Annotated in this window: 21 protein-coding genes; 7 read left to right on the top strand and 14 right to left on the bottom strand. The window is 65.0% G+C overall.

The genetic code is table 11. The features are described 5' to 3' along the window. Positions 1-16: 16 nt before the first annotated feature. The 4 genes from FRZ44_RS05830 to FRZ44_RS05815 all read right to left on the bottom strand — a co-directional run bounded on the left by FRZ44_RS05830 (position 17) and on the right by FRZ44_RS05815 (position 4,360). Positions 17-892, bottom strand: a complete 876-nt coding sequence (locus FRZ44_RS05830; RefSeq protein ID WP_151176298.1) for an ABC transporter permease — start codon at positions 890-892, stop codon at positions 17-19. Next, a complete protein-coding gene (locus FRZ44_RS05825) occupies positions 889-1,905 on the bottom strand; it encodes an ABC transporter permease (RefSeq protein ID WP_225308563.1) in 1,017 nt (338 codons plus the stop codon). The genes FRZ44_RS05830 and FRZ44_RS05825 overlap by 4 nt, the downstream gene beginning before the upstream one ends. Then, positions 1,898-2,983 (bottom strand): ABC transporter ATP-binding protein, encoded by a 1,086-nt coding sequence (locus FRZ44_RS05820; protein ID WP_151176296.1) that lies wholly within the window; start codon positions 2,981-2,983, stop codon positions 1,898-1,900. The genes FRZ44_RS05825 and FRZ44_RS05820 overlap by 8 nt, the downstream gene beginning before the upstream one ends. Positions 2,984-3,193: 210 nt before the next feature. Then, positions 3,194-4,360, bottom strand: coding sequence for an extracellular solute-binding protein (locus FRZ44_RS05815; RefSeq protein WP_151176295.1), 1,167 nt, complete (start codon positions 4,358-4,360; stop codon positions 3,194-3,196). A gap of 272 nt (positions 4,361-4,632) precedes the next feature. Here FRZ44_RS05815 and pdxR (FRZ44_RS05810) point away from each other — a divergent pair, with 272 nt between their 5' ends. The 3 genes from pdxR (FRZ44_RS05810) (at position 4,633) to FRZ44_RS05800 (ending at position 9,514) form a co-directional block, all read left to right on the top strand. Further along, on the top strand, positions 4,633-6,117 hold the full coding sequence (pdxR, locus tag FRZ44_RS05810) for a MocR-like pyridoxine biosynthesis transcription factor PdxR (RefSeq protein ID WP_151176294.1): 1,485 nt from the start codon (positions 4,633-4,635) through the stop codon (positions 6,115-6,117). A 307-nt stretch (positions 6,118-6,424) separates the two neighbouring features. Continuing rightward, positions 6,425-8,143, top strand: a complete 1,719-nt coding sequence (xsc, locus tag FRZ44_RS05805) for a sulfoacetaldehyde acetyltransferase (RefSeq protein WP_151176293.1) — start codon at positions 6,425-6,427, stop codon at positions 8,141-8,143. 165 nt (positions 8,144-8,308) lie between these two features. Further along, positions 8,309-9,514: an acetate/propionate family kinase gene (locus FRZ44_RS05800; RefSeq protein WP_151176292.1), complete on the top strand. Its 1,206-nt coding sequence runs from the start codon at positions 8,309-8,311 to the stop codon at positions 9,512-9,514. Between the two features lie 173 nt (positions 9,515-9,687). On the opposite strand, the gene FRZ44_RS05795 is transcribed toward FRZ44_RS05800, so the two are convergent. Continuing rightward, positions 9,688-10,311 (bottom strand): hypothetical protein, encoded by a 624-nt coding sequence (locus tag FRZ44_RS05795; RefSeq protein WP_151176291.1) that lies wholly within the window; start codon positions 10,309-10,311, stop codon positions 9,688-9,690. A 559-nt stretch (positions 10,312-10,870) separates the two neighbouring features. Here FRZ44_RS05795 and FRZ44_RS05790 point away from each other — a divergent pair. Next, a complete protein-coding gene (locus FRZ44_RS05790) occupies positions 10,871-11,434 on the top strand; it encodes an ATP-binding protein (RefSeq protein WP_151176290.1) in 564 nt (187 codons plus the stop codon). Here the strand turns inward: FRZ44_RS05790 and FRZ44_RS05785 are convergent. The 6 genes from FRZ44_RS05785 to pdxR (FRZ44_RS05760) form a co-directional block, all read right to left on the bottom strand. Then, on the bottom strand, positions 11,421-12,302 hold the full coding sequence (locus FRZ44_RS05785) for a hypothetical protein (protein ID WP_151176289.1): 882 nt from the start codon (positions 12,300-12,302) through the stop codon (positions 11,421-11,423). The genes FRZ44_RS05790 and FRZ44_RS05785 overlap by 14 nt on opposite strands. A gap of 233 nt (positions 12,303-12,535) precedes the next feature. Next, positions 12,536-12,886, bottom strand: coding sequence for a hypothetical protein (locus FRZ44_RS05780; RefSeq protein WP_151176288.1), 351 nt, complete (start codon positions 12,884-12,886; stop codon positions 12,536-12,538). Next, positions 12,886-13,458 (bottom strand): hypothetical protein, encoded by a 573-nt coding sequence (locus FRZ44_RS05775; protein ID WP_151176287.1) that lies wholly within the window; start codon positions 13,456-13,458, stop codon positions 12,886-12,888. The genes FRZ44_RS05780 and FRZ44_RS05775 overlap by 1 nt, the downstream gene beginning before the upstream one ends. 131 nt (positions 13,459-13,589) lie before the next feature. Beyond that, positions 13,590-14,393: a sulfite exporter TauE/SafE family protein gene (locus FRZ44_RS05770; RefSeq protein WP_151176286.1), complete on the bottom strand. Its 804-nt coding sequence runs from the start codon at positions 14,391-14,393 to the stop codon at positions 13,590-13,592. Between the two features lie 182 nt (positions 14,394-14,575). Continuing rightward, on the bottom strand, positions 14,576-16,204 hold the full coding sequence (locus FRZ44_RS05765) for a helicase HerA domain-containing protein (protein ID WP_151176285.1): 1,629 nt from the start codon (positions 16,202-16,204) through the stop codon (positions 14,576-14,578). A 130-nt stretch (positions 16,205-16,334) separates the two neighbouring features. Continuing rightward, positions 16,335-17,789 (bottom strand): MocR-like pyridoxine biosynthesis transcription factor PdxR, encoded by a 1,455-nt coding sequence (pdxR, locus tag FRZ44_RS05760; RefSeq protein ID WP_151176284.1) that lies wholly within the window; start codon positions 17,787-17,789, stop codon positions 16,335-16,337. Between the two features lie 111 nt (positions 17,790-17,900). Between pdxR (FRZ44_RS05760) and FRZ44_RS05755 the strand changes: the two genes are divergently transcribed. The 3 genes from FRZ44_RS05755 (at position 17,901) to FRZ44_RS05745 (ending at position 19,477) form a co-directional block, all read left to right on the top strand. Further along, positions 17,901-18,356, top strand: a complete 456-nt coding sequence (locus FRZ44_RS05755; protein ID WP_151176283.1) for a carboxymuconolactone decarboxylase family protein — start codon at positions 17,901-17,903, stop codon at positions 18,354-18,356. Positions 18,357-18,386: 30 nt separating this feature from the next. After that, positions 18,387-18,821 (top strand): cupin domain-containing protein, encoded by a 435-nt coding sequence (locus tag FRZ44_RS05750; RefSeq protein ID WP_151176282.1) that lies wholly within the window; start codon positions 18,387-18,389, stop codon positions 18,819-18,821. 104 nt (positions 18,822-18,925) lie between these two features. Further along, on the top strand, positions 18,926-19,477 hold the full coding sequence (locus tag FRZ44_RS05745; RefSeq protein WP_151176281.1) for a hypothetical protein: 552 nt from the start codon (positions 18,926-18,928) through the stop codon (positions 19,475-19,477). A gap of 666 nt (positions 19,478-20,143) precedes the next feature. Here the strand turns inward: FRZ44_RS05745 and FRZ44_RS05740 are convergent. From FRZ44_RS05740 to FRZ44_RS05730, 3 genes are all read right to left on the bottom strand, one after another. Beyond that, entirely contained in the window at positions 20,144-23,947 is a 3,804-nt protein-coding gene (locus FRZ44_RS05740; protein WP_151176280.1) for a hydantoinase B/oxoprolinase family protein, read from the bottom strand. A gap of 110 nt (positions 23,948-24,057) precedes the next feature. Beyond that, positions 24,058-24,933, bottom strand: coding sequence for a ferritin-like domain-containing protein (locus FRZ44_RS05735; RefSeq protein WP_151176279.1), 876 nt, complete (start codon positions 24,931-24,933; stop codon positions 24,058-24,060). A 346-nt stretch (positions 24,934-25,279) separates the two neighbouring features. Next, on the bottom strand, positions 25,280-26,059 hold the full coding sequence (locus FRZ44_RS05730; protein ID WP_151176278.1) for a hypothetical protein: 780 nt from the start codon (positions 26,057-26,059) through the stop codon (positions 25,280-25,282). Positions 26,060-26,063: the final 4 nt, after the last annotated feature.

Here is a 26,063-nt window from a genome sequence, read left to right as displayed (position 1 = left end):
GTCCTATGCCAACCCCCTAAGCCGCGACCGCGACCGGTGTCGCCGCTTCGGCCGCGAGCGCCGTCGCCTTGGCGGCGTCGGCCTTCTTCTGCTCGGCGCGGCGCAGGACCTCGTAAATCACGGCGCCGACGACGGTGATCGCGACGATGATGACGGCGAGCGCCGAGAGCGTCGGCGTGGTGCCCTGGCGCACGCGGCCGGCCAGCACCGTCACCAGGGTCTTCTCGGCCAGGATCGCGAAGGTGGTGGTGTTGTAATTCTCGAACGAGGCGAGGAAGGCCAGCACCGAGGCCGAGAGCACGGCGGGCTTGAGGAAGGGCAGCAGGATGTGGCGGAAGACCTGCGGGTAGCTGGCGCCGAGATCGAGCGCCGCTTCCTCCTGGGCCCGGTCGAAGCGCTGCAGGCGCGACAGGAACACCAGCATCGAATAGGCCGAGATGAAGGTCGATTGGCCGAGGATCGTCAGGAAGTAGCCGTTGAAGAGGAACTTCGCCCCGGTCCAGCTGGTGACGTCCTTCCAGAAGATCACGGTCGAGATGCCGAGGATGATGCCGGGCGTCAGCACCGGCGAGACCACGACCAGGTAATAGAGCGAGCGGGCGCGCCAATAGATCTGCGTCATGATGATGGCGGCGGCCAGCCCGACCGGCACGGCGACGCAGACCACGCCGATCCCGATCAGGACCGAAGTCTTGAGCCCGGTGATCAGCTCGTCGTCCTTCGCCAGCATGGCGAACCATTTGAAGGTGAAGCCTTCGAACGGATAGGCCTGCGGGTAGTTGGGCGTGTTGAAGGCGGTGACGCCCATCACCACCAGCGGCCCGAACAGATAGGTGAAGAAGATCAGGATGTAGAACCCGATCATCGCCTTCATGACGAAGCGGGAGTTCATCGCGTGATCTCCCCCAGGCTGACCTTGAAGACGCGCAAGACCGCCAGCACGAAGACGACGCAGGTCAGGAGCAGGATGAAGGCGTAGGCCGAGCCTTGCGGCCAATTGAAGGCCTGATAGAAGCGGTCATAGACGATCGGCGTGAACCAGAGCGTGTTGGGGCCGCCCAGGATCAAGGGCGCGGCCAGCGCGCCCGCCGTCAGCATGAAGACCATGGTGCAGCCGGACGCGATGCCGGGCTTGGCGAAGGGCATCACCACGAAGAGATGGATATGCCACCAGGGCGCGCCCAGGTCGCGCGCCGCCTCGATCTGGTTCCTGTCCAGGCTTTCGATCGCGTTATAGAGCGGGAACATCATCATCAGCAGATAGGCGTATGAGAGCCCGGTATACATCGCGACATCGAGGCCGAGGAAATCGATCGGCTCGGCGATGACGCCGATGCCGAGCAGGAAATTGTTGATCAGCCCCGAGGTGCCGAACAGCACCCGGAAGGCGAAGGCGCGCAGGATCTCGTTGACCCAGAAGGGCGCGATCAGCATCAACATGAAGAGCCGCAGGCGTTCGGGCGTCGCCACCTGGGCCATGTAATAGGCCATCGGGTAGCAGATGCAGAAATTGATCGCCGTGACGATGATGCTGGCGAAGATCGTCATGAAGAACGCCTTCAGATGGATCACATTGAGATGATCCATCGAGGTCGTGCTGCCGAAGATGAAATAGCGGTAGCTGTCGAGCGTGTAATGGTCGTTGGGTCCGCCATAGTCGCGCGGCGGCAGCTTCGGATGGAACGAGAAATCCACCATGTAGAGCTGCGGCAGGACGATCATGATGATCGCCCAGAGGCCGACGGCGGCCAGCAGGAAGACCGAGATGGCGATGCCGTTGCGCCCGAAGAAGCTCTTGGCGCCGGGCTCGCCGGACTGGCGCCGCTCGACCGTCGCCATCGCCCAGAAGACCGCAATGACGATCAGCGGTCCGAGGAAGATCAGATATTTGCCGACCTCAATCACTGGCGAGCTTCCCCGCCGGCAGCACCAGGCCCAGCTGGCGGTCATACTGGATCGACGCGGTCTCGCCCTGGCCCGGCATGCGTTCGGCGCCGCCGCGGCCGACCGTCACCACGATTTCCTTGCGGGTCGGGCCCTTGAGGAAGACATGGCTCATATTGCCTTCGAAGGCGACATTGAGGACCGGCGCCTGGAGCGTCGAGCCGGCGGTGCCGGCGCCCAGCCGGAAGGCTTCGGGGCGCACGAACAGGATCGCGTCGTCGCCGACCTTGACGCCGCGCCCGTTGCGTCCGCGCAGGCGCCCGACCGGCGTGTCGAGGACCGCGTCGCCGTTCTCGAGCGCCATGACCTTGCCGGCGAAGGGATTGTTCTCGCCGACGAAGGAGGCGACGAAACCCGTGGCCGGATTGTCATAGACGGTCTTGCCGTCTCCCACCTGCTCGATTACCCCGGCATTCATGACGGCGATGCGATCGGACATGGTCAGGGCTTCGCCCTGGTCGTGGGTAATGTAGATGAAAGTGATGCCGACGCGCCGCTGGATCGCGCGCAGCTCGTTGCGCATATGCTGGCGCAGCTTGAGATCGAGGGCCGAGAGCGGCTCGTCGAGCAGCAGCACGCTGGGCTGGACCGCGAGCGCGCGGGCGATGGCGACGCGCTGCTTCTGGCCGCCGGAGAGTTCGCCGATCTTCTTGTCGCCCTGGCCCGGCAGCGCGATCAGCGACAGGAGCTCGTCGGCGCGCTGGCGCTGGTCGGCGCGCGACATGCCCTGGACCCGGAGGCCATAGGCGATGTTCTCGGCCACGGTCATGAGCGGGAACAGCGCGAGGTTCTGGAAGATGAGGGCCGTCGGGCGCTTGTTCGGCCCGATACCGGTCATGTCCTTGCCGCCGATCCGGACCACGCCCTCGGAGGGTTCGAGGAATCCCGAGATCGCGCGCAGGATCGTGGTCTTGCCGCAACCCGAAGGCCCGAGGAAGCTGAAGAACTCCCCGTTATTGATCTTGAGCGACGCGCCCTTGACCGCGGTGAAGCTGCCGAAGCGAATGGTGACGCGGTCGAGCTCGACGTCCGCACTCATGGATCGAGACTTCCCCCTACCCTACGATTGACGCCCCGCCGTCGCCCTCCCCCGGAAACCCGGCGGACGCCGGCGAGGCGACCATAATTGGTGCATGCGATCCCGACAGCCCGCAAGGGTCCCTCAGGTCGCACCGCCATGGCTCCAATGCGAACATCCCGGCCCAAAGCGGGGGCCGGGATGCTGCATGGTCAATGAACGCTCAGGCGATCAGGCCGCCTTGAACTTCTCGGCATACTCGCCGCGCAGGTCGCCGAACCATGCCGGCTCGGGGATGCGGTTCCAGAGCTTGTCGAGGGCGTCGCCCGGATAGGCTTCCTGGAAGTTCTTCTTGGCCGCCGCGGAGAGCAGCGCGTCGGAGCCTTTGCAGATCGGGTTGTAGCCCGAGCCGTCGGCCACCTTCGCGGACGCTTCCGGCGTGTGGACATAGTTCAGCCAGGCATAGGCCTGATCGATGTTCTTGGCGCCCGAGGAGAGGGACCAGCCGTCGATCCAGGCGATGGCGCCTTCCTGCGGGGCCATATAGCTGACCGGCTTGCCGTCCTTCTTGAGGCTGAGGACCGGACCGTCCCAGGTCTGGCCGATGACCACGCCGTTCTCGAGCAGACCGGACTTGGTGTTGTCGGCGCTATCCCAGAACTGCTTGATCCAGGGCTTGTGTGCGATCGCGAAAGGCAGGATCACGTCATAGATCTTCTTGAAGGTATCGGGATCCTTGAAGGCGTCGGCCATCCGGTTCGAGGGCAGCTTGCCCGACGCATCCATCCACAGGCCGATGCCGAGCAGCAGCGAATGCGGCCGGCCCTGCACCTTGCCCTTATACTGATCGTCCCAGAGCGTGCCGTAGCTGAGGGTCTTGTATTCGAGGGTCGTCAGATCGGTCCGCCAGGAGATCGCCTCGCTGCCCCAGCAATGCGGCATCCAATGCAGGCCGCCATCCCATTCCCAGATCTTGGTCGCTTCCATGAAGGAGGGCAGGAGGCTGCCGTTCTCCAGCTTCTTCAGATCCAGCGGCGCAATAAGACCCAGTTCCTTGAACTGCGGCTGGCGATCGCGCGTCGGCTGATAGAGATCGAAGCCCTCGCCCCCGGTCGCCTGGAGCTTGTTGATCTGCTCCTCGTTCTGCGAGAACGGCGTGGTGTTCACCTTGATGCCGGTCTTCGCGGTGAAATCGGGAATCACGGGGTCAGGAATTTCGTCCGACCAGTTGAGAAGATTGAGTTCGCCCGAGGAGGAGAAGGCGTCCTTCACGAGCCACGGGCCAACGGCCAACGCGGCACCCGCCATGGTGGCGTTCTTCAGCATCGTGCGACGGCTGAAACGCCTTGCTGCGCTCAGCGTCAATGCAGCCGACGAGGCCGGTTTTTTGGCAGTCATAAGAGAGCTCCCTGTTTTGAAAGAGAATGAAGCCTTTACCGCGCGCCCCCATGGCTCTTGCTTCTGCTTCGATTCCGGCCGGGGGACCGTTCGTTGTAGCGCCGTGTCACGACAGATTTATGACGTCCGCGTGACGGGGCCCCTGGATGAAAGCGGCAGAAAGGCTGGGGATTCTTCGCCAATTGATCGTATTGTTACAATCGACTAGTGAAACAGAGCCAGTCAAGGAGTTTTCGCCGGCCAGCCCCGTCGCTGGACCGGGACAGGAATGAATGCGGGACCAACTTTTCCACTTCGAGCCTGACGGGACCACCACCCTGCAGGCGCAGCTGCGCCGCATGCTGGTCGACGCGATCCTGGAGGGCCAGATTCCGGCCGGCAGCGCGCTGCCTTCCTGCCGGAAGATGGCGCTAACGCTCAATGTCGCCCGTAACACGGTGGCGCTGGCCTATCAGGATCTGGTCGAGGAAGGTTTTCTTGTCGCCCGCCAGCGCAGCGGTTACTTCGTGGCGCCCGACATTCTTTCCGGCCGTGCGCCCGGGACGCCCGCGCGGGAGGGTTATACCGGCGCAAAGGAAGCGCCCTCCGGGGTCGACTGGGCCGACAGGTTCCGGGTCCATCCCAGCCGCCAGCACAACATCGTCAAGCCGCGCAACTGGCAGGACTACCCCTACCCCTTCATCTACGGCCAGGTCGATCCGGGCCAGTTCCCGATCGCGGCCTGGCGCGACTGCTCGCGCCAGGCGCTGGGACGCGGCGCCGTTAAGGAATGGTCGCGCGACCTTTTCACCGACGACGACCCGCATCTGGTCGAGCAGATCCGCACGCGCCTCCTGCCGCGGCGCGGGGTGCGGGTCGACAATGACGAGATCCTGGTCACGGTCGGCGCCCAGCAGGCGCTCTATCTGATCGCGAGCCTGCTGATGGATGCGGGCACGCGCGTCGGCATCGAGGATCCGGGCTATGTCGATGCGCGCAATATCTTCAGCCTGCGCGGCGCGACGGTCACGCCGCTGGCGATCGACCGCGAGGGCGTCGTGGTCGACGAGCGGCTGGCGCAATGCGATTACGTCTATGTGACGCCCAGCCATCAGTTCCCGACCACCGCCACCATGTCGCTGGCCCGCCGGCGCGCCCTGCTCCAGGCCGCCGAGGCCAACGACATCGTCCTGGTCGAGGACGATTACGAGAGCGAGATCAACCATCAGGGCGCGCCGTCGCCGGCCCTGAAGTCGCTCGACCGCCATGGCCGCGTGATCTTCGTCGCCAGCCTGTCCAAGAGCCTGGCGCCGGGCCTGCGGCTGGGCTACATGGTCGGCCCCGCGCCCTTCATCCGCGAGGCGCGCGCGCTGCGTCGCCTGATGCTGCGCCATCCGCCCGCCAACAATCAGCGCACCGTGGCGTTGTTCCTGGCGGACGGCCATCACGACGCGCTGCTGCGCCGGCTCAGCCAGATCTACAAGGAGCGCTGGAAGGCGATGGGCGACGCGCTGACGCGCCACATGCCCGAATGCCGCTGGCAGCAGAGCCAGGGCGGCACCGCCTATTGGGTCGAGGGCCCCGCCGGCCTCGACGCCCGCGCGCTGGAGGCCGCGGCCGCCAGGCAGGGCATCCTCATCGAGCGCGGCGACTGGCATTTCCAGGCCGAGGACGCGCCCCGGCGGTTTTTCCGCCTGGGCTTCTCCTCCATCCCCCTCGACAAGATCGAGCCGGGCATCAAGCTGCTGGGGGAGATCCTGCGGCGGCAGATGGCTTAGTCCTGAAGCAACCCCCTCCCCTACCCCCTCCCGCCCCCTACCCCCTCCCGCAAGGGGAGGGGGCGTCGTTGGCATAGAACTCGCTCGAAGCTTTGAAGTAGAGCGGAGCGATCACATCAACTTAGGGGGTAGGGGGAGGGGTTGCTTCAGGAATTGACTCAGTTGCACCGCACGCTGGCTCCCGGAAATGGATCGCACTGGCCCTAGCTTCCGGCGTGCCCAAGGCGCTACCACAGGCTCCCGAGATTCCCTGGCGCGGCCTCGACCTGGCCGCCGTCCCAACCGTCATTCACATGAGGCAACAGCCATGACACGCATGTCCGCCAGCGAAGCCTTCGTCGAAACGCTCGTCGCGCATGGCGTGAAGGATGTGTTCGGCATCGTCGGCTCGGCCTATATGGATGCGCTCGACCTGTTCCCCGCCGCCGGCATCCGCTTCATCTCGGTCTGCCACGAGCAGGGCGCCGCGCACATGGCCGACGGCTATTCGCGCGTCCTCAATAAACAGGGCGTTTGCATCGCGCAGAACGGTCCGGGCATCACCAACTTCGTCACGGCGGTCGCCGCCGCCTACTGGGCGCACTCGCCCGTCGTCGTGATCACGCCCGAGACCGGCTCCAATACCATCGGCCTCGGCGGCTTCCAGGAGACCGAGCAGCTGCCGATCTTCTCGAAGATCACCAAGTTCCAAGCGCATGTGACGCGCCAGGACCGCTTCGCCGAGCTGACCTCCCGCTGCTTCGACTATGCGCTGCTGGAGCGGGGCCCCACCCAGCTCAACATCCCGCGCGACATGTTCTATGGCGAGATGGACATCACCTTGCCGAAGCCGATCCATATCGAGCGCTCGGCCGGCGGCGAGCAGAGCCTTAACGACGCGGCGAAGCTGCTGTCCGAGGCGAAGTTCCCGGTCATCGTCGCCGGCGGCGGCGTGATCATGTCGGACGGCCAGGCCGAAGCCGTGGCGCTGGCCGAATATCTCTCGGCCCCGGTCGTCACCTCCTATCTCCATAACGACGCCTTCCCGGCCGGCCACCCGCTGATGTGCGGGCCGCTAGGATATCAGGGCTCGAAGGCGGCGATGAAGCTGATCGCCCAGGCCGACGTGGTCCTGGCGCTGGGCACGCGCCTCGGGCCGTTCGGCACCTTGCCGCAGCACGGCCTCGACTACTGGCCGAAGCAGGCGAAGATCATCCAGGTCGACAGCAACGCCCGCATGCTGGGGCTGGTGAAGCCGATCAGCGTCGGCGTGAACGGCGATGCCAAGCCCGCGGCCGCCGCCATGTTGCAGCGGCTGCAGACCGGCAATCACAAGGTCGCCGCGCATGGCAACAAGGACCAGCGCATGGCCGAGGTGAAGAAGCAGAAGGACGCCTGGGAAGCCGAGCTCAACAGCTGGGGCCAGGCCGACGGCTCGCCGATCGCGCCGCGCCGCGCCTTGCGCGAGCTCGAGAAGGCGATGCCGAAGAACGCGATGGTCACGACCGACATCGGCAATATCTGCTCGGTCTCGAACAGCTATCTGCGCTTCGACAAGCCGCGCAGCTTCTTCGCCGCCATGAGCTTCGGCAATTGCGGCTATGCCTATCCGACCGCGATCGGCGCCAAGGTCGGCGCGCCCGACCGTCCGGCCGTGGCGTATGTCGGCGACGGCGCCTGGGGCATGAGCCTGCAGGAGACCCTCACTTGCGTGCGCGAGAACATCCCGGCCATCGCCGTGGTGTTCAACAACGGCCAGTGGGGGGCGGAGAAGAAGAACCAAGTCGATTTCTTCGCCGACCGCTATGTCGGCACCAACCTGAAGAATCCGAGCTTCGCCGCCATCGCGGAATCGATGGGCGCCAAGGGCATCAAGGTCGACAGCCCGGGCCAAATCGGCGACGCGCTCAAGACCGCGATCGCCTCCAACCGGCCTTGCGTGCTCGAGATCATGGCGACCCAGGAGCTCGGCGACCCCTTCCGCCGCGACGCGCTGAAGAAGCCGCAGCGGCTGCTGGAGAAGTACAAGGCTTATTCGGTGAGTTGAGAGCTCCCCTCCCTGTCATCGCCGGGCTTGACCCGGCGATCCAGGGGCTGGGGGGACTGGATGCCCGGGTCGGGCTTGTCCTCGGGCCGGCCTATGGCCGGACCCGGGGGCCCGGGCATGACAGGAAAAATGGAGCGGTAGTCAACGACGGAGAGCGACCACGCCATGCACTCCCCGCTCCTGATCCTCAACGCCGGCTCCTCCAGCCTCAAATTCGCGCTCTATCAGCGCGGCGGCGGCGAACCCGCGCTACTGGCGCGCGGGCAGTTCGCCGGCATCGGCCGCGCCCTCGCCTTCTCCGCGAAATCTGCCGACGGCCGCGCCCTGACGCCGCCAGACGCCGCGGCGCTCGCCGCCATCCGCAATCATGCCGACGCGCTCCTGCTCCTGCCGGCCTGGCTCCAGGCCAACAATCTCGGCAGCGCGCTTGCCGGCGCCGGCCATCGCGTCGTGCATGGCGGCACGCGCTTCACTCTGCCCGAGCGCATCACGCCCGAAAGCCTCGATGCGCTGGCGGCGCTGGAGCCGCTGGCGCCGCATCATCAGCCGCACAACGTCGCCGCCATCCGCGCGCTGATGGCGCAGCAGCCGGACCTGCCGCAGGTGGCCTGCTTCGACACCGCCTTCCATGCGGCCATGCCGGCGACGGCGCAAAGCCTCGGCCTGCCGCGGACTCTCGAGGCCAAGGGCCTGCGCCGCTACGGCTTTCACGGGCTCTCTTATGAATATGTGACCGGCCGCCTAGGCGAGTTCTGCGGCGGACGCCTGCCGAAGCGCGTCATCATCGCCCATCTCGGCAACGGCGCCAGCATGGCCGCGGTGCTCGACGGCAAGGGCCACGCCACGACGATGGGTTTCTCCACCCTCGACGGCCTCGTCATGGGCACACGCATCGGCAGCCTCGATCCCGGCGCCATCCTGCATCTGATGCGCGAGGAGAGAATGGACCTGAAGGCGCTGGAGGACCTGTTCTACAACAGGAGCGGGCTGCTGGGCCTCTCCGGCATCAGCGCCGACATGAAGACGCTGCTCGAGAGCCGCGATCCCCGCGCCGCCGCGGCGGTCGAACTATATTGCTACGCGATCGTCCGCCATGCCGGCTCGCTCGCCGCGGCGCTGGGCGGGCTCGACGCGCTGGTCTTCACCGGCGGCGTCGGCGAGAACGCGGCGCCGATCCGCGCGCAGATCTGCCGGGCCCTCGCCTGGCTTGCGCTCGATCTCGATGAGGCCGCGAATGCTCGCGGCGATTCCCTCATCACGATGCCAAATTCCCAGGTCGCCGCCTATGTGGTACCGACCGACGAAGAGCTGGTAATCGCGCAGCACACGGCGCGGCTGCTTAGGACACTAGTGGATGAAATTGGACGCTAAATCCCCATCGTGTAGACTAGGTGAGTGGCTCCACAGCGTAAGCGCTCGTTTTGGACAGGAAAGCGGTCGATTGCTCACCCCGCTCACATGGTGTCAATGCGTCAGGTACAGTCAGGGACTGTCGAGGCCTAACATATGGCACTCGTGCATCTGCATCTCCAGTCACGTCAAAACTAACTCTTCCGCCTAACTTTGATCCTTTCTGTTACTTCATACTGCCGGCCTTCACCCGGGTATTGCACGTACTCTTGCCGATCGTCGTGCCAACGCAAGTATCGAAAGTTTCGATGCACGATCGCGTTGATGGCACGAAGTGCTTCGCGCGCCGCGTTACGGGTGACGCCATCCACCTCAAAAAGATTGTATAGAATCGCCCATGCAACAGCGTACTCGTTGTAGCCGCGCTCATCGGTAGAACCGAAGATGATCTCGGGTTGTGATTCCGCCTCTTCAAACTCGTCTGCCAGACCGTCGGCGGCACCACAACATGAGGACATTATGAGCGCTTTGGGGCTATAGCCGCTGACACTAAACAGTCGAACGAAATCCGGCCAGTCGACATTCGTGTTATCCGTCACCGCGATTCCATCGTCAGCGCCATGGCAAGAAAGGTGCACCACGTCGTAATCCCCCTTGGCGGCAAGCGCGATGGCCTTCTCTAAATGTTTTTTGTCAAGAGCGTAGACGAGCTTGGAGTTGATCCGGAGGAGCTTCGTAAGGTGAAATGTCGCTAGCCCGTCAAGACGCTCGCCGAAGAAATCTCTTGGATAGCTTGCTTCGATGATCAAAAGCTTCATTACATCACCTTGGAGGCTGACGTTTCGAGGTGACAGGGCATACGCGGTGACTTGAGCTCAATGTTCCAGTGTTTGCGCTATCTTACTTGCCGCGTGTTAGATACTGGTCTTGGAAACGCTGATGCTCGCGCCCCGGTTTGCGTACGACTAAGCGGTCGCCTTACAAAGCTCGTTTTCTTGAAAAAGCGTGCAATTCAGTGTGGAGCGTACGACTCGCCCAAAATGCCTTACCTACGTGGGAAGCGCCCAAAACCTCATTACAATTGAGGCTAGCGTGAATTCTCCAAGCCGGCCATTGCCCAGAGCAAACCTTACGTTCGAAGTCGTCGATGATCTCGTTGGTGCCCATGCACGCAATCGCCTGCCAAATAGGCCCCACATCCACTATGCGCCAACGGAAGTTGGACCACTCATCGAGTTGATTTTTGAGGCGACCGACGGGCGCTGCGGCCCACTGCTGCATAGTGGATGGCTCGATTCTGTCACCCAAATGGACCTTCGCACTGCTTTGGCAAGCAGCAGAAACGTCTGGCTGGACGGGTCGCGTCGCTGTGGGTTCATGCGTACGACATTCAGCCCCCTCGTCGAGGCCGACGATCTCCAGCGTAACCGCTTCCTGATGGCGGCGCGCGCGGCGGCGGAGGCAGCGGGCTTGGCCAAGCCCATCGCACAAAGCCTCGCCGCCGCGCTACGCGAGTTGGAATCTAACATCCACGAACACTCCGCGCGCGCTGCGAGCGGTATTCTTGCCTTCCAAGCGAGGCCTCCGCTGTTTGAGTTCGTCGTGGCGGATAGTGGTGTGGGTGTGCTCGCAACACTGCGCGATGATAAGGAGTTTGCCAATCTCACCGATCATGGTCTGGCAATGCGTGCGGCGTTGCAGGACAACGTGTCGCGTTACGGTCGCGGATCAGGGCGGGGCAATGGGTTCCGCGATCTTTTTCTCGGCCTTGCGCACCTCAACGCGGATTTGCGGTTTCGCTCAGGCGATCATGCGTTGCTGATCAGTGGGCCACAGGCAGAGCTAAAGACCGCTCGCTTGTCGCAGAAAGCGCAGTTCCAAGGTTTTCTTGCGGCGGCGCGCTGTCAGTCGATGATGCCACAATCGGCTACGCACCACTAAGCTTCGCCTCAACGCGTGCGCGCATCATGGTGATGTTGTCCTGCAGAAGGTCGTCGATCGACTGCCCGTCGAGTGTCAGCTCTCGCACCTTCTTCATCTTGTCGCCGTTATCGATATAGAGCCGCTGACGCTTCACTGAGTTCATGAAAGCCGAGCTGTCGATATAGGTCACGCGGTCGAACGCGCGAGCCAACAAGGGGATCGCGTTAATGCCTCCGAGCATCGTGAGGTGGAGCGGCCGATCCACATGTGAAGCTAGCTCGGCCAAAGCCGCAAGATGAAAACCGAGGCGCTTACGCCACGTCGCTCCCGTCTTAAACTCGAATGCAACGTCAGTCACTTCTGGGCGGACTTCAATGAACGCTGCCAAACGACGGTAATCGTGCGGTGTCCGCGCGTTCAAATGATATGTGCTCGGGATACCCAAAGCGACTATCTCCTGCCATGTCACCCCGATCCGCTTCATCGCGTGCATGTCGTTGTAGCGCACCTCGTCGGTGAACAACGAATAGTTGGGACCGGTGATGAGTGTGACCCCTAGCGCGCCGAGCGCCCTAAGCAGCGGTAAGCGCCTCTCGCTTAGCTTCCACCACGCTTCAATCGCCTTATCGCGCCCGCTGCCGACCAGCACGATGCGAGTGCGCGGGGCGATACCGAACGTGCTTTCAACTTCGTGGCGGCTGCTGAAGCGCGGCCTCCCATCATGGTGGTAGAACCGCCGCAACGGTAGGGCCACAGCGTCAAGATCCAGTGGCTTGATCCGGCGGTTGCCATGGTAGATATAGGGTATGTAAGTGGGGAGCACTGGCGCAGCGCATGGTTTGGCATGCGGCAGATTGTCGAGTTCGAGGCCATTTACCTCGCGCATACGGTCTCTAAATCCTGCTTGGTTGTTGGGGCACATGCCATCACAGGTGTCGGGCGTGCCGCAGCAATCATCGAGGCAGGAAAAGGCGTGGTGCAACTTGCGGAGGCCACCGCACGTCACGAGGTCCGGACACCGGGTGCAACCGAGTGCCATCGGTAACATATCGCCTTCGTCCCAGCGCCGCCGCTGCCGGCGGAGAGACTGGATTTCCGGCCTATCTTGTAAGTTCGGGCTCAATCGCAAATGCCGATCTCCACAGTTTGGCTGATAGGTTGCAGCGCAGTGATTTCGCCGTTCGCGACACCCGCGCCCGCGCGGAGATGGGCCACGAGTTCTGCTGGCGCCTTGGAGCATTCTGCAATCACCGCGTTCCCACGCTGTGCGATCACCCTGTCCTGAATGACTCGGAGCAGGACTCTGTCGCCCTTGGCGACGGTGACACCGACGCAGATGTCGGCGCAGGCGGTACGCGAGACAATGGGCAGGTCGCGGCTGAAAAGCTTCGGCGAATGCATCTCGACAAGGCGCCGGTCCAACACCCGGTTGAAGCTCGGCGCCGTTCTGCGAATGAAATCGAGGCCCATCAGACCACCTCCAAAACGGGCCGGTATTTCTTCGTGCGGCCCTGCAAAACCTCGACGATTAGGCTCTTTGCCGCTAACGACGCGAGCCTATTGTTCCAAGCAGTCGCTCCAATGCTATCGACGGTGCGGGATTCTTCATAAAGTTGCGCAGCGGTGGTTTCGCCCTTTTGGCTCACGAGGCTGAGCGTTTCCTGAAGTTTCTCGTCGAGCCTGCCGCAAAGCTGCACGTTGCGGATATGACCGCCGGCCTCAGAGGAACAGGTGAGCAGCGCGTCACCTGAGCGGCGCAACATTTCCTCGATCTCTTCGCGCACCTTGTCGGTAAGATTGGCAGCCACCGCGTATCCAGGGTGGTGACGCGCGCGAAGATGATCGCGCAACGGAAGCAACACCTCGCTTAGGTAGGATGACGTGGCCAGCATCACGCCTGCGAAGTTCAGCAACACCAGTGTCGGTTCGGTCAGGACGGGGAGATGCTCGAGCGCGGCACCAAACGCGCGCCTGCCGTTCAGACGCCCGGCGAGGACATCATCTTTTTCGAGGCGCAGCATAGGTAGGTTAATAATGTTCATTTATCTCACTGCGGTTGATGAGATAAATATAGGGGGTCACCGTCCCCTCCGCAACTAGATTTTGTGGGTGCGTTTGGAAAGAGTGAAAATTCAACCAGTTAGGCTGGCTCGCCTACAGTAGGAAATGCGAATCACCGCGCGATTCCCACCATAGCCCGGACGATCGCGACCGCGGCCACGCTCGCCAGTACGATCAGAGCCACGCGCCGATAGGCGCTGGCCGTGCTCTTGGTGAAGAGATGCGCGCCGACCCAGTTGCCGAGCGACATGGCGGGGAGCAGCAGGATGGTCAGCAGCACGACATGGACGGTGACGAGGCCGCCGACCGCGGCCGCACCCAGCGTGATCCAGGACAGCAGGAAGAAATAGACCAGCAGCGAGGCGCGGCCCACGGCGGCACCGCCGGGCGACGCCAGGAAGAAGATGATGACGGGCGGGCCGCCCATCGAGGTCGAGCCGTTGAGCAGCCCCGAGAGCGCTCCCAGCGCCAGGCGCATCGACCTGGACGGCATGCTGTTGAAGACGGCGCCCCGCCAGAGCAGCAGCACCGCGACCAGCACGGTCAGGCCGATGAAGGCCCGCATCAGGTCCGCGGGCAGGTAGCGCAGCATGGCGACGCCGAAGGGCAGCCCCAGCGCAGCGCCGACGAGCAGCAGCCAGACCGAGGGCCAGTCCGCCTGGCGCCAGACCTGGATCACGAGCTGCAGCCCGCCCACCAACGTGATCAACGTGACCACCGGCACCATGTCGGCCGGGTCGAGGATCAGGGTCAGCGCCGGCACCGCGGCCAGCGCGAAGCCGAAGCCGGTATAGCCGCGCAGGATCCCGGCGCCGAACGCCACCAGCAGCACGAAGCCGGTGCCCCAGGGCCCGAGCGATTGGATCAGGGAGAGGAAGGCGTGGAGCAAGATGGGACCTGCAGGCGGAAAGATCACGCGGCCCCCTCCCTAACCCTCCCCCGAAGACGGGAGAGGGGACAAGGGCGCAGCGCGACGCAAACTTACCCGCTCTCCAGACGAGAACCGAAGAGATTAGACAGCAACGGGAATGAAAATGCCTTGTCCCCTCCCCCGTTCAGGGGGAGGGCCAGGGAGGGGGCAAACTCGCTGCCCGGGAGCTAATCCCGCAGCTGCTTGCGCCAGCGTTCGATCGTGTCGGTGATGAACTCGCGGCTGGCGCTGTCCTGCTGCCAGGCATGGGAGAAGGGCGGCGTGCCGTTCTTGGGGCGCCATTGCGGGTCGAGCTCGTCGAAGGCGAGCCGCATCGGGACGGTGACGCCCTCGCCGACCGCGATCGCCTCGCGCGTGCGCAAGGCCGGCAGGGCGCCGAGGAGTCCGATCGCCGAATCCGGCAACGCGTTGCGCACGAAATTGCAGTCGCGCTCGTTGCTCATGCGCAGGGCAAACAGCGTGTTGCACTGGGAAAGAATGGTCGCCGACAGCTCCGAGGGCCGCTGGCTCACCAGGCAGAGACCGACGCCATATTTGCGGCCCTCGCGCGCGATCGTCGCGATGACCCGGCCGGTGGGCCCGAAGGCCTGGCTGTCGTCGCGCGGCACATAGCGATGCGCCTCCTCGCAGACCAGGAGGATCGGCATGGCCCGCGCCCGGTCGCTCCAGAGGGCGAAATCGAACAGGGTCCGGCAGAGCACGGAGACCACCACGTCGGTGATCTCGGAGGGAATGCCGGAGATGTCGAAGATCGTGATCGGCTTGCGCTCGACCGGCATGCGCAGGATGCGCGACAGGATATCCACGAGGTTGTCGCGCACCATCAGGCCGGAGAACATGAAGGCGAAGCGGCGGTCGTTGCTGAGCGCCTCGATGCGGGCCTTGAGACGCAGATAGGCGGCATTGTTCTCGGGCTTCTCGAGCCGGCCCATCGCCGCGTCGATCGAGCGCAGCACGTCGCCCAGGCGGAAGGGCACCGGGGTGTCGACGGTGACATAGTCGAGCTCCTTGCCGGCGCCGGCGAATTTGCGCTTGGACTCGACGATGGCGGCCTTGAGCACTGCATGCTCGGCTTCCATGGTGTCGCCGGTGCGGCTGGCGAAGACCGAGACGATCTCCTCGAAATTGAGCAGCCAATAGGGCAGCTGGAGATTGCTCGGGCTGATCAGCTCGGCGCGATCGCCGAAGGCCGTCGAATATTCGTTGTGGGAATCGAGCAGCACCACATGGCCGCCGGGATTCTGATCGAGCACCGCGCGCAGGATGAGGGCGACGGCGCAGGACTTGCCGGAGCCCGTGACGCCGAGCACGGCGAAATGCTTGCCCAACAGGTCGTCGGTGCTGACGAAGGCCGGCAACGTCTCGTCCTGATGGATGGCGCCGATCCGTACCGTGGCCGCCTTGGGCCGGGCATAGACCAGACCGAGCTCGTCATGAGTGGCGGCAAAGAGATCCATGCCCAATCCCGGATGCATGGAGACGCCGCGCTGGAAGCCGCGCGGCATCCCGCTCTTGTCGCGCAGGCATTCGCCCAGGAGCTGGATCTCGGCCAGATGCTTCTCGGCCGGCGAAATCTCGGCCTGCGCGTTCTCGGCCTTGAGGCTCACCACCATGCCGAACACGTCGGAGGCCAGCGTCGGCATCCGCACGATCGATCCGATGCGGATCCCCTCGGCACCGGACTTGAGGATGGCGGTCACCGACGAGCCGGAAACCGCGATCACATGACCGGCCTTGGCCGCGCCCGCCCGGCGTATCGGCAACGGTTTCTCGTCGATCGCATGGAGCGTGGACATGGCTGAAGCTTCCGGCGGATGGGAATGAAAGGGACAGGGAATCGAAGGCCGCGGCGCGGTCCTCTGGAGGTTTCGCCGCAGCTTTCAACCCTAGCGGGCGAAACCTGAACAAAGCGCTAACGGTCCGTGCTCAGCCCCGCGGCGGGCCGGCTTCTTCGAGCACCGCCGCCAGCCTTTCCACGACGCGCGGCGCCTCCTCGGTCGGGATGTTGGTGAAGCTCAGCCCCAGCGCCGGCGGGCGCCGGGCCTGGATCAGACCGCGGCTCAAGGGAAAGGGCGCCAGCCCCTGCTCCCAGGCCCGCTGGGCAATCGCCTCGTCGTTGCTGCCCGGCGGCAAGCCGGCCATCAGATGAAGGCCGCCGGCCTGCAGCTCGACCCGCAGGCGATCGCCGAGCCGCTTCTCGAGTGCGGACGCCAAGACCTGGCGGCGTTCGGCATAGAGCTGGCGCATGCGCCGGATGTGCCGCGAGAAATGCCCTTCCGTCATGAAGTCCGCGACGGTCACCTGGTCGAGGACGCCCTGGCTCGGCATCAGCAGGGCCGCCGCGCGATCGAAGCGCTCGATCTCCGGCAGCGGCACCACGAGATAGCCCAGCCGCAGGCCCGGCAGCAGCACCTTGCTGAAGGTGCCGGTATAGAGCACGCGGTTGCCTTCATCGAGACTCTTCAAGGCGGGCAGCGGCCGGCCGAGATAGCGATACTCGCTGTCGTAATCGTCCTCGATCACCCAGGCGCCGGCATCCGTCGCCCAGGACAGCAACGCCAGCCGGCGATTGAGCGACAAGGTCACGCCCAGCGGCGCCTGATGCGAGGGCGTGACCACCGCGAACCGCGCCCAGGGCGCGCGCTGCCGGCCGGCCTCGACATCGATCCCCTCCTCGTCCACCGGCAGCGGCACCAGGGCGGCGCCCGCCTGCTTCAGCGCTTCGCGCGCGAGGAAATAGCCGGGATCCTCGAACCAGACCGGATCGCCCGGCCGCAGCAGCACGCGCGCGATCAGACCGAGCGCACCCTGATAGCCGGCGGTGATGAGGATCTGATCGCTCGAGCAGGCGATGCCGCGGGCGATGGCGAGATAATGCGCGATCGCGTCGCGCAGGCGCCGGTCGCCGGCCGCATCCTGATAGGTCATGGCCGACGCGGGCAGGCGCCGCGCATTGCGGGCGGTGAGGCGCGACCAGAGTTTGCGTGGAAACTGGTCGAGCGCCGGCAGCCCCATCTGGAAGGGTTTCGGCAGGGCCGTGTCGGAGGCCGTATCGTTGAAAGGTCGAACCGGAGCGCTGCGCCGGCCGCGCGGGATCGGCCGTTTCGGCGACAGGCGGGCCGTCACGATCGTCCCGGCCGCACCTTGCGTCTCGATATAGCCTTCGCTCGTCAGCGTCGCATAGGCGAGCTCGACCGTGCCCCGCGAGATGCCGAGCTGGCTCGCCAGGCTGCGGCTCGAAGAGAGGCGCGCACCCGGGCCAAGGCTGCCGTCGAGGATGGCGGCCCTCAGCCTCTCATAGATCTGCCGATGCAGAGCGCCACCGCCCCGCCGCTTCAGGCGGATATTATTCTGGTTCAAGGGCTTGGGCACGGGTTTCATGGCCCATTACTTTTAGCGGGTTTTGGCTCTGTAGAATAGGCCAACGGTTTTCTACATCTGATGCCATCGACAGGCGCGATGGCCGCGCCGAGCCAACGAAGGATGGAGATCATGGACAAAAGAGTGAACATCGTGAAAGCCGCCCCCGCCGCTTACAAGGCGATGTCGGCGCTCAGCAATACCGTCGAGCAGAGCGGCCTGGAGCATTCGCTGCTCGAGCTGGTCAAGATGCGGGCTTCGCAGATCAATGGCTGCGCCTTCTGCCTGGCGATGCACAGTGCCGACGCGCGCAAGGGCGGCGAGTCCGAGGCGCGGCTCTATCTGCTGAACGGCTGGCGCGAGACGCCGGTCTATAGCGAGCGCGAACGCGCGGCGCTCGCCTGGACCGAGGCCCTGACCCTGATCACGGAAGGACATGCGCCCGACGCGGTCTATGAAGAGGTGCGCCGTCAGTTCTCCGACGAGGAGCTGGCCAATCTCACCATGGCGATCGTGACCATCAATGGCTGGAACCGGATCGCCATCTCGTCGCGGATGATGCCCGTCATCGCGAAGAATATCGGCTGAGCCCCCGCTCTCTCATCCCGGAGAACTCCCATGAACAGAGTGTCGAAATCGACCGGCCGCCGCATGGCAGCCGCGCTCGCCCTCTGCGCCGGCCTGGCGCTTGCCGGTGCCGGCGATGTCCTCGCCGGTAGCACGGGCGGCGACAAGGTTACGCTCGTCTCGAGCGAGCCGCTGCCCAATGCGCCAGGGCAGCGCATCACCACGGTCCGCGTCGAATATGAACCCGGCGGCAAGTCGATCTCTCATCACCATGCGGGCTCGGTGATGGCCTATATCCTGACCGGCTCGATCCGCTCGCAGCTCAAGGGCGGCGAGAGCAAGGTCTATCATGCGGGCGAGGCCTTCTTCGAGCCGCCGGGAAGCGAGCATCTGGTGAGCGAGAATGCGAGCAACACCGAACCCGCCAGCCTGCTCGCGATCTTCGTGGCGCCGGAGGGGGCCGAGCTGACCGTGTTCGACAAATAGGCCGATCTGCCAGAGATCGATGACCGGACGGTCGTGCTGTTGCTGCATGAAGGGTGACTGTCTAGGCTGGACCCCAGGCGAAGAGATCGCCTGGGGGCTCCCGCATGAAACCGAGATGGACGGTGACGCTCTGCCTGCTCGCAGGATTGGAGGGCTGTGCGGACTCCCCATCGGTGCCCGAGCCAACGCCGGCGCCGGCGCCATCGGCGGCAGACTGGATCAAGGCCGGCGATGGCAGCTATACGCACAAACCCAGCGGTGCTGTCTGTGCAACCAGCGTCCAGGGCTTCGCCCTCAAGGGCCTGGATCTTTCCGCCACCGAAGGCAGTCTCGGCATTTGCAACTACACCGACAGCGCCGGCCACGTCGCGCAGATCCGCGTCCGCCATTATCTGCCGGGCGTGGGCGAGACCGCGCTCGCGATCGAGAACGACAAGAAGCTGATGGAAAGCAGCACCGACCAAAATCTTTCCAGCGCCATCCGCGCGGGTCCCGGCCCTGCGATCGACGGCCAGACATCGTTGCGGGACGTGATCACGGTCCGACGAAATGACCTGCTGATCGATTGCGCGGCCTGGGAGAAGATGTCTCGGTCCGACGGCATCAGTCCGATCATGGATTTCGCGATCAACTGTCTGCATATGCCCGGCGGATAGCAGCGGCGCCTCTATTCTGCCGCCTTCTTCTCCTCTTCCACCTTGCCAAGCGAGAATGGGAGCGCGACCGAACCCACCAAGCTGCTCGTTATTTTTGTGGCGCCGGAGGGGGTGGAGGCAATGATGTTCGACAAGCAATGGCCAATCGGCCATTGCGGGGCGGCGCTTGGGCGCCGTTTCTGGAGCGCGTTGCGATCCACCTTGGTCCGGTTGCGCGGTAAGCTGCATCGAAAGCGCGCGTGCCGAGCACGGTCGACCCGTCAGCAGGGCCAAGCATCGCCCCATCCACAGCCAAGCAATTGCGATCAGCGACATGCGGCGCTCCGACTCTCTTCCTGGGGTGGCAGACGGGTCCCTCGCGGCTCTATCGGTCGCCGCCTTCGGCGCCTCTACATTCGCGTCCCTCCAGCTGCCATGGCCGGAAGTCGCGGGTGACCGGGTCGCGTCGCGCCAGGGCGCTTGCCGCATCCGGGGGATATCAAGGCTGCAATGCTTATACCGCATTTTGCGTCAATTTTCAACCGTAATCTGCGTTTGACCCCTTGGCGGGTGCCGGCGCCGGCCCGTGCCGGCGGATCAGCCGGGATTGATCGATCGCGCGATGACAGAAAGCATCACGTCTTCGCCGATAGAGGGATCAGCATGAGCGGGAAGCCAGGTTGAGCTTCACTCCGCCGCCTTTTTCGCCTCTTCCACCTTGCCGAACCCGCCGCCGCCCGGCGTCTCGATCACGAAGACGTCGCCCGGATTCATCTCGGTCTTGTCGGTCGAACCGAGATCGGTGCGGCTGCCATCGGCGCGCAGCACATAGTTCCTCCCCACCGCCGCCGGCTCGCCGCCCGCCATGCCGTAGGGCGGCACCTTGCGATGGCCGGAGAGGATCGCGGCCGTCATGGCCTCGCGGAAGCGGATCTTGCGGGTGACGCCGTCGCCGCCGCGATGCTTGCCCTTCCCGCCCGAGCCGCGCCGGATGGCGAAGCTGTCCACCATCACCGGGAATCGCCATTCCAGCACCTCCGGATCGGTCAGGCGCGAATTGGTCATATGGGTATGGACCGCGTCGGTGCCGTCGAAGTCGGGGCCGGCACCCGAGCCGCCGCAGATGGTCTCGTAATATTGATAGCGCGCATTGCCGAAGGTGAAATTGTTCATCGTGCCTTGCGAGGCCGCGAGCACGCCGAGCGCCCCATAGAGCGTGTCGGTGATGCATTGCGAGGTCTCGACATTCCCTGCCACCACCGCCGCCGGGTAGCGCGGATTGAGCATCGAGCCTTCGGGGATGACGATCTCGAGCGGCTTGAGGCAACCCTCGTTCATCGGGATGGTGTCGTCCACCAGCGTGCGGAAGACATAGAGCACGGCCGCGCGGCAGACGGCCGAGGGCGCGTTGAAATTGCTCCTGGCCTGCGGGCTCGAGCCGGTGAAGTCGATCCGAGCCGAGCGCGTGGGCTTGTCGATGGTGATCGCGACCGTGATCTGGCTGCCATCGTCGAGCGGATAGGTGAAGCGGCCGTCCTTCAGCACCGAGATGACCCGGCGCACCTGCTCCTCGGCATTGTCCTGGACATGCCCCATATAGGCCCAGACCACGTCGAGGCCGTAGAGCCCCACCATGCGCCGCAGCTCCTGCACGCCCTTCTCGTTGGCCGCGATCTGGGCGCGAAGGTCGGCGATGTTCTGATCGGGATTGCGTGCCGGATATTTCCCCGAGGAAAGCAGCGCCCGCATCTCGGATTCGAGGAACCGGCCGCGGTCGACGAGCTTGAAATCGTCGATGAGGACGCCCTCCTCCTCGACGGTGCGGCTGTCGGGCGGCATCGAGCCCGGCGTGATCCCGCCGATATCGGCGTGATGGCCGCGGCTGGCGACGTAGAAGAGGACGCGGTTTTGGGTGGGCTGCGCGACCGAGCGACCCCCTCCCTGACCCTCCCCCTCGAGGGGGGAGGGGACAGGAGCGAGATAATCCCCTCCCCCGGAACGGGGAAGGGCTAGGGAGGGGGATGACTCGGTGGAGGGAGCCGCGGAGGCCTCCCGCTCGAACACCGGCGTCACCACCGTCACATCCGGCAGATGCGTCCCGCCGTTATAGGGCGCGTTCAGCACGAACACGTCGCCCGCTGCCATGGTGGCGCTGCGGCTGCGGATGATGGTGCGGATGCTCTCGCCCATCGAGCCCAGATGCACCGGCATATGCGGCGCATTGGCGATGAGCTGACCCTCGCGGTCGAAGATCGCGCAGGAGAAATCCAGCCGCTCCTTGATATTGACCGAGTAGCTGGTCTTCTCCAGCGTCGAGCCCATCTGCTCGGCGATCGACATGAAGAGATTGTTGAAGACCTCGAGCATGACCGGATCGACCTGGGTGCCGACGGCCGAGCTCCGCTGCAGCGCCACGATCCGCGTCAGAACCAGATGGCCGTGCGAGGTCATCTCCGCCTGCCAGCCCGGCTCGATCACATTGGTCCCGATCGGCTCGACGATGATGGCGGGGCCCGTGATCCTGTCGCCGGCCTGGAGATCGGCGCGGTCATAGACCGCGGTATCGTGTGCAGTGCCGGCGGCGCGCATGGCGACCCGCGCCTTCGCCTGCGGCGCGGGCTTGAGGGCGCGCGGCTCGATCACCGGATCGGTGACGCTCTCGGTCTTGCCGACAACCTCGACCGAGACGGCCTCGAGGATATGGCCTTTGTCCGCGACGATGAAACCGTAGCGCTGGCGATGGGCGGCCTCGAAGCGCGCCACGATCTCCGCGAGGCTGCCGAACTCCACCACCAGCGCGGCATCGGTGCCTTCATAGCGCAGATGCACGCGCCGGATCGCCGAGAGGGCGGCTTCGGGCAGCTCCTGCTCGCGCATCTCCTCGCGCGCCTGCGCTTCCAGGCTGTCCAGCTGCGCCCTGGCGTCCTGCAGCGCGGGTTCGCCGAGCCGGGTTTCGATCGCCCGCTCCCGCATCACCCGCACGTCGGCCAGGCCCATGCCATAGGCCGAGAGCACGCCCGCCAGGGGATGGAGGAAGATCCTCGTCATGCCGAGCGCGTCCGCGACCAGGCAGGCATGCTGGCCGCCGGCGCCACCGAAGCAGCAGAGCGTGTAGCGCGTCACGTCATAGCCGCGCTGGATCGAGATTTCCTTGATCGCGTTCGCCATGTTCTCGACCGCGATGGTGAGGAAGCCTTCGGCCACGGCCTCGGCCGTGCGATGCGTGCCCGTCGCGGCCTCGATCCGCGCCACCATCTCGCCGAACCGGGCCTTGACGATCTCGACATCGAGGGGCTGGTCGCCGTTGGGCCCGAAGATATGGGGAAAGAATTCGGGCTGCAGCTTGCCCAGCATCACATTGCAGTCGGTGACGGTCAGCGGCCCGCCGCGGCGGTAGCAGGCCGGCCCTGGATTGGCGCCCGCGGATTCCGGCCCGACACGGAAGCGGGCGCCGTCGAAGAACAGGATCGAGCCGCCGCCGGCCGCCACCGTGTGGATCTGCATCATGGGCGCGCGCATGCGCACGCCGGCCACCTGCGTCTCGAAGGCGCGCTCATACTCGCCGGCATAATGCGAGACGTCGGTCGAGGTGCCGCCCATGTCGAAGCCGATGATGCGATCGAAACCCGCCTGCCGCGAGGTCTCGACCGCGCCGACGATTCCGCCGGCAGGCCCCGACAGGATGCAATCCTTGCCCTGGAACAGCCGCGCGTCGGTGAGGCCGCCATTGGACTGCATGAACATGAGCCGGGCGCCGCCCAACTCCGACGCGACCTGGTCGACATAGCGCCGGAGCAGCGGCGACAGATAGGCGTCCACCACCGTGGTGTCGCCGCGGCCGACCAGCTTCATCAGCGGGCTGACGCGATGGCTGACCGAGACCTGGGTGAAGCCCACCTCGCGCGCGAGCTCGGCCAGCTGGCGCTCGTGCTCGGTGTGGCGGTAGCCATGCATCAGCAGGATCGCCACCGCATGGATGCCGTCCTCGAGCGCGGCCTGGAGTCCCGCGCGCGCCGCCGCGAGATCGAGCGGCTTCAGGCACTCGCCTTCGGCCGTGACGCGCTCCTCGACCTCGAGCACCCGCTCATAGAGCAGCTCCGGCAGCAGGATGCGCCGCGCGAAGATGTCGGGACGGTTCTGATAGCCGATCCGCAGCGCGTCGGCGAAGCCCTTGGTCACGACCAGCAGCGTCCGGTCGCCCTTGCGCTCCAGGAGCGCATTGGTGCCGACGGTGGTGCCCATCTTGACCGCCGCGATGGCGTCGGCCGGGATCGGCCGGCCCGCCTCGAGCTTCAGCAGCTCGCGGATGCCCTGGATCGCCGCGTCGCGATAGCGCTCGGGATTCTCCGACAGCAGCTTATGCGTCAGGAGCTCGCCGTCCGGCCGGCGCGCGACGATGTCGGTGAAAGTGCCGCCGCGATCGATCCAGAACTGCCAGCGCGCTTCGTGCCCTTGCGCCCCGCATCTCGTTCCGGCCGCTTCGTTCGCCATGCCTCACTCCTGCACAAGATCGCTCATCCGCCGGCATCGAGGCGGAGGGTCGAGGGAGGGCGGGAGTGTAACGGAAGGCGACGGCGCCGTCAGCGCCGGCGAGATGCGCCTCAGCGGATGAATTTCAGGGCAATCCGGACCAGCGTCGGCACCAGCCGCGGGCGGGCCAGGCGGCCGTCATAGCGCGCCATGCGCCGGTCGTTCTCCGACAGGCACAAGGCCATCAGGTCGCGGGCCTTGATGTCGGTCTCGATCGCCTTGCTGCTGGTCGCGGTGAAGTTCTCTTTGCCGCCCACATCCTTTGCGGTCGCCATCCGGGCCCTGATACGGCCGGCGAAGATGCGCATGCAGCGCAGATCGAACAGGAGCCGCCGGTGCCAGGGAAGCTGGCGGCGATGCCAGGCGCGCCAGTTCACGAAGAACAGGATATGGCGGCATTCCTCCTGGATCACCGGCTCGAAGGTCTCGATCAGCTCGAGCGGGAAAAAGCCGGACCGGCGCGCCAGCTCGAACAGGCCGAAGGCGAAGAAACTGTCGAGACATTCGCCATAGCCGGTCTGCATGAAGGCATGTTCGGGATCCGCCGGCGGCGGATAATCGGGCTCGGCTTCGAGCTTGATGCCGTAGAACTCGACCATTTTGCTGAGGACCAGCTTGTGGCGCGCCTCTTCGTTGCCATCCATCGTGACGGCTTCGCGCAGCAGCGGATCCTGGATGGTGGCGGCATAGGTCAGGACCGCCATGGAGGCCTGGCCCTCGAAGCGCACCGCCATGTCCCAGATCGGCAGGCCGGTCAGCCGGGCGAAGGCATCGTCGTCCAGTCTGGGCCATTCGATGACGGCGGGCTTATAGGGATCGTGGGTGTCGAGCAGCATCCGGCAGAACAGCTGCTTATGAGATTCCGTCCCCAATGTGATCCGGCCGCCCGAGAGACGGCCCGCGGTCAATCGGCCGGCCGCCGCAGGCGACGTGCTGTCATCCGTCATGCCAAGCCCTTACGCCAAATCAAGCCATGGTGTGGAGGTGCTGGCCCCGGCAATCGCCACGTCGAGAATGTCGTCGTCCCCCCGGGGGCCTCGGATATGTGTCTGGTGTTCTAGCAACGGCTTGGGCAAGGCTGTCAACCCCGATCGACGCAACCGGGCCGCCGACAACTTCCGGCAAGGCGAGAAACGACCGGTTGCGAGCAGGGAAGTCTAACGGAAGGAAGTGGTCCTAGCCCCGATTTGTTCCCGGCGGCCGAGCCCGGTTGCTGCGACAGGCCGCCGCGGTGCGCAGCCGGGGCCGGCCGAAGGCGGTCGGCCCCGAATTGGCTGCGGAATTTTGCCTGAATTACCGGGACGCGGCCCGGCGGATGGACACCGCAGGCGGCTTGGCTGGCGCCGCGGGTGCCTTGCTCGGGGTCGGCTGTTCCGCCAGCTCGCGGGTCAGCTGGCCGATGCGTTGGATGATCCCGGCCACTGGGGATTGCGCGGCGGTGGGCGGCGTGAAGCTGATCTCGAGGTTGAGCTCGGAATGGCCTTCGGCCTCCGGGAAGATCTCATCGCCGGTTGCGGTCGTTTCATTCTCGATGTCTTCGGCGGCGAGGGTTTCGGCGCTCACATCCTCGAACCGATCCGACGCGGGGTCGATTCCGGATTCGGCCTGAAGCTCACTGTCCTCGGAGGCCAATGTCTCGGGCGTCACATCCTCGAAGCCGTTGCCGAAATCCTCGACATCCGCCGCGACCCGATGAGGTATGTCGAAGCTGGCATCTTCGTCGGCCGACGATTTCGCCTCGAACGGTGCCTCGTCCGCCAGTCCCTCGCCCACCAGCGCGCTCGCCTTGCGATCCATTTCACGGAACGCCAACACGAGGGTATCGCCGCGACCGGTCTCGATCGCGGTCAGCAGCTCCTGCAGCATCGCCTTGACCTGATCGTGATCACGGCGCAGCTGCTGCAGCTCACCGAGGCAGCGCTTCAGCTCGCTTTCGCGTTCCGCCGCGCGCTGTTCGATCTGATCCATGAGCTGGATCAGGCGAGCGCGGTATTTTCCCTGCTGCTCGCCGATCGCCCCGAAATGACGCTCGGCCGCTTCGACGCGCCGGCGCAATTGCTCGATGTCGCTCATTCTC

The sequence above is a fragment of the Hypericibacter terrae genome, assembly GCF_008728855.1.
GTDB classification, from domain to species: domain Bacteria; phylum Pseudomonadota; class Alphaproteobacteria; order Dongiales; family Dongiaceae; genus Hypericibacter; species Hypericibacter terrae.
This window is presented reverse-complemented; position numbering and strand designations above follow the sequence as displayed.